The organism is Mesotoga sp. UBA5557 (assembly GCF_002425715.1).
GTDB lineage: Bacteria > Thermotogota > Thermotogae > Petrotogales > Kosmotogaceae > Mesotoga.
On sequence record NZ_DIMV01000072.1, the window covers coordinates 1 to 2,942 of the forward strand.

Here is a 2,942-nt window from a genome sequence, read left to right on the forward strand (position 1 = left end):
TCCTGCCGAAGGCAGCCTTGCGTCCCCGGACGTTTCTCCGGGCATTGCGACCTGGCGCGAAAGCGCCAGCCTTGAGTCTCCAGAAGCTTTTCTATTCGTTGTCTCTTTAGCAAAGAAGTCTTAGCGCTTCTTGAACCGAAATTCTGTCTTTCAGCCAGAACCCATAACACTTCATTTCTGAAAGCAATTTCTCAGCTTCACTCAGGGAGTGTACTCGTTCTCTCACACCAAGAGCTAGAATATACACACTTCCGTGGAATTCAATCTTGTATTTCCTGCAGTATTGTCTGGCGAGATTGTCATCGGTAAGAACTGTATCCGCGAGATTTTTGATACTAACTGTGAAGATACATGATAGTTCTCCCTTTCCGAGTCCTGAGAAACCGAAACTGCTGACTGAATCAGCAAATAACTCTAGATCTTCACGCATAATCTGTACAACTGGGAAACCTATCTCTAATCTCGAAAACCTTCTGCAATCACGAAACTCATTCACGACGGGTTCTGGAACAACTGCTTCATCTTTAAGAATTCTCACAAGAGTATCAATCTTTTGGACTGCAGCGAAGTTAGATAAAACCGTGGTGTCTATAACAAACACTAGTCGCTCTCCTTCATGTTTTCAAGAACATCGTAGCCATTAAGCCCTATATCTTTCATTAGCTCGAGGAATCTGCTGAAGCTGATTCTTCCTTTTTCCAGTGCCCTGAAGGCCGTTGATACATACTTGGTGTTCGACCAGTATTTCTCCCCACTTGGCTCATAGAGTCTTTTATCCATATTTAACATCTCTGCCAGTTGAAGGGGTTTTTTGTCCCACAAAGTCAATGGAATAGCTTTCCGGCCAAAAACCTCCGTCAACCGCTTAAGCGTGGCTTTGTAACTCATCCTGAACATCTGCGAGATCTCCATGACTTCCACTGCGTCAAACTCAATTCCTCCGTTTGTCTGTATCATTGAAGAGACATCATTGACCGGCATGAGAAACATCGAAGCAAAGGTATCAGCCTCCCTTTCCTTTGTAGAAGATTCATCTCCGGATATTTCGACCAGACTCTCGGTATTGTGTAGATAGATGTGACCTAATTCGTGAGCCACTGTGAAGTTCTGCCTACCGATAGATTGTGATGAATTAACGACCAGTATCCTAGCATGAACGCTGCTGAACAACGCTCCCGAAATACCACTTTCGCCGAATGGATAGTAGAAAAGGAAGTAACCTTTGTCTTCCAGGTTTTTTCTGAGCAAAGTCTCGTTGAGACCTAAGGAAAGCCCAATTTCTTTGCGCGCTTTCAATGCAACGGCTTCGATTTCTCTAGAAGTCCTCACTATTCAGTTCTCCCTCAAGAAAAATGATATTCTTCACAATCCTCTCAATCTTTTCGAATATTTCTCTGCTCTCAACATCCAGATTACTCTTGTCCCTGAAAGCCAACGAAAACTCCCTTTCTTTTTCTTTCTGAATTCCAAGTAGATCTTCTGGCAAAGCATTGTATAACTTTGCCATTCTAAACAGGAGAACAGGATCAATCTTCTGCTTATCGTTCTCCATCCTTGAAAGAGAAGTTCTATCTACGCTCAGCTTAGAAGCAGCTTCTTCCTGGGAAAGGCCGCTTCTTTCTCTACATTCTCTTAAGTGCACCATTAACCCACCTCCTCTGTGTGCTATTATAGCACATACCATTCCTAAGATGTGAATATAACGCACTCAGAGTATTTGAAGGTATGTCTACTGATTACTACTGAACCTCTTGGATTGTCAACCGCAAAGTCGTTTCGGACGAACAGCTGTTCGCCCGTGCAAGGAAACTGAATAATTGTGTAACATTGTCAACTCGTTGAGCCTTCCCTGATTAGTGTGTCCGCAAATCCCCTATTCCTGTCATCCCGTAGAGCCTGCCCTAAGAAGAAGCCCACCCCAATGAAGCCTGCCCTGAAAATGTTCTGTTCTGGGCTCCTGTTTGGGGTCATCCCGTGATGCACCTGCACGGGATCTAGTTCTTCTCATCCTTCTCGCCCTCTCTCCTCATCTCGAACCAGAGGTTAGAAAGTTAAGTTCTTGTCGCCCTTCAAACCTCTCGCCTCTGTCCCCTGACCTCAACTTTACCAAGAAGAACTTGGACACGCAGCTTCGGAACGAGGGACCGCTCCTCAAAATGCTATAATTCCATATGAGGTGATTTAATGAAAGAACCCCGCATGATTGTTAATGAAGATGGAAAACCAGTTAGCGTGATTCTTAGTATTTCTACATATAAGAAGATTCTCGATGAGTTGGAAGAATTGGAAGAGATTCGAGCATACGACAAAGCTAAGAAGTCAACCGACAAGATTCTTCCGTTTGAAGAGGCTCTAGATAAAGTCAAGCGCGAAGATGCCTGACACATACAAACTTCTTATTCTCAGCACAGCTGCAAAAGAGCTTCAGTCACTTCGAAAGCCGAACTATAGCAGAATCAAGCAAAGGATATTGCTGCTCGCTTCGAATCCGCGTCCAAGTGGTTCTAGTAAGTTGACCGGAAGAGGGGGATGGCGGATAAGAGCTGGTGACTATCGGATTATCTATGAGATTAGTGATGAAGATAAGTCAGTTACTAATCTGCATATCGGCCATCGTAGAAATGTATACAAGAATCTTTGAGACATATTCTTGATGTTTGAATCAGATAGAAGGAACACCATCTTCTCAAAAGTCGACTTCTGATTGCGCTCCTGAGCTTAAGAATAAAGAACCGCTCTTCCAAGAACGGGGCCATGCTCTTGTCGGAGGACGGTGGACCGTTCACGGATAACCGTTTCTTATTCAACCTGCATCTTGTCACTTGCAACTGTTTGCGTTTTTCGCACCCAAAAAGAACGAGATCCTGGCCAGTAGCATGCCAGGATGACCTGAAGAAAGAGTATGGTTCCCCAATGAGCCTGCCCTGCTGAGCGCCTCTTCA

5 protein-coding genes are annotated in these 2,942 nt (G+C 44.5%); 2 read left to right on the forward strand and 3 right to left on the reverse strand.

The features are described from left to right. Window positions 1-106 precede the first annotated feature (106 nt). Genes B3157_RS10010 through B3157_RS10020 form a run of 3 tightly spaced genes read right to left on the reverse strand, consistent with a single transcriptional unit; the run spans window position 107 to window position 1,645 of the window. Entirely contained in the window at window positions 107-601 is a 495-nt protein-coding gene (locus B3157_RS10010) for a hypothetical protein (protein WP_292590323.1), read from the reverse strand. After that, window positions 601-1,329: an ImmA/IrrE family metallo-endopeptidase gene (locus B3157_RS10015; protein ID WP_292590324.1), complete on the reverse strand. Its 729-nt coding sequence runs from the start codon at window positions 1,327-1,329 to the stop codon at window positions 601-603. The genes B3157_RS10010 and B3157_RS10015 overlap by 1 nt, the downstream gene beginning before the upstream one ends. After that, complete coding sequence (locus B3157_RS10020; RefSeq protein WP_214060037.1) at window positions 1,316-1,645, reverse strand: helix-turn-helix domain-containing protein; 330 nt, start codon at window positions 1,643-1,645, stop codon at window positions 1,316-1,318. The genes B3157_RS10015 and B3157_RS10020 overlap by 14 nt, the downstream gene beginning before the upstream one ends. 539 nt (window positions 1,646-2,184) lie before the next feature. Here B3157_RS10020 and B3157_RS10025 point away from each other — a divergent pair. Both B3157_RS10025 and B3157_RS10030 read left to right on the forward strand, forming a co-directional pair. Then, entirely contained in the window at window positions 2,185-2,382 is a 198-nt protein-coding gene (locus tag B3157_RS10025) for a hypothetical protein (RefSeq protein WP_102819205.1), read from the forward strand. Beyond that, entirely contained in the window at window positions 2,375-2,641 is a 267-nt protein-coding gene (locus B3157_RS10030) for a type II toxin-antitoxin system RelE family toxin (RefSeq protein WP_214060035.1), read from the forward strand. The genes B3157_RS10025 and B3157_RS10030 overlap by 8 nt, the downstream gene beginning before the upstream one ends. Window positions 2,642-2,942 lie beyond the last annotated feature (301 nt).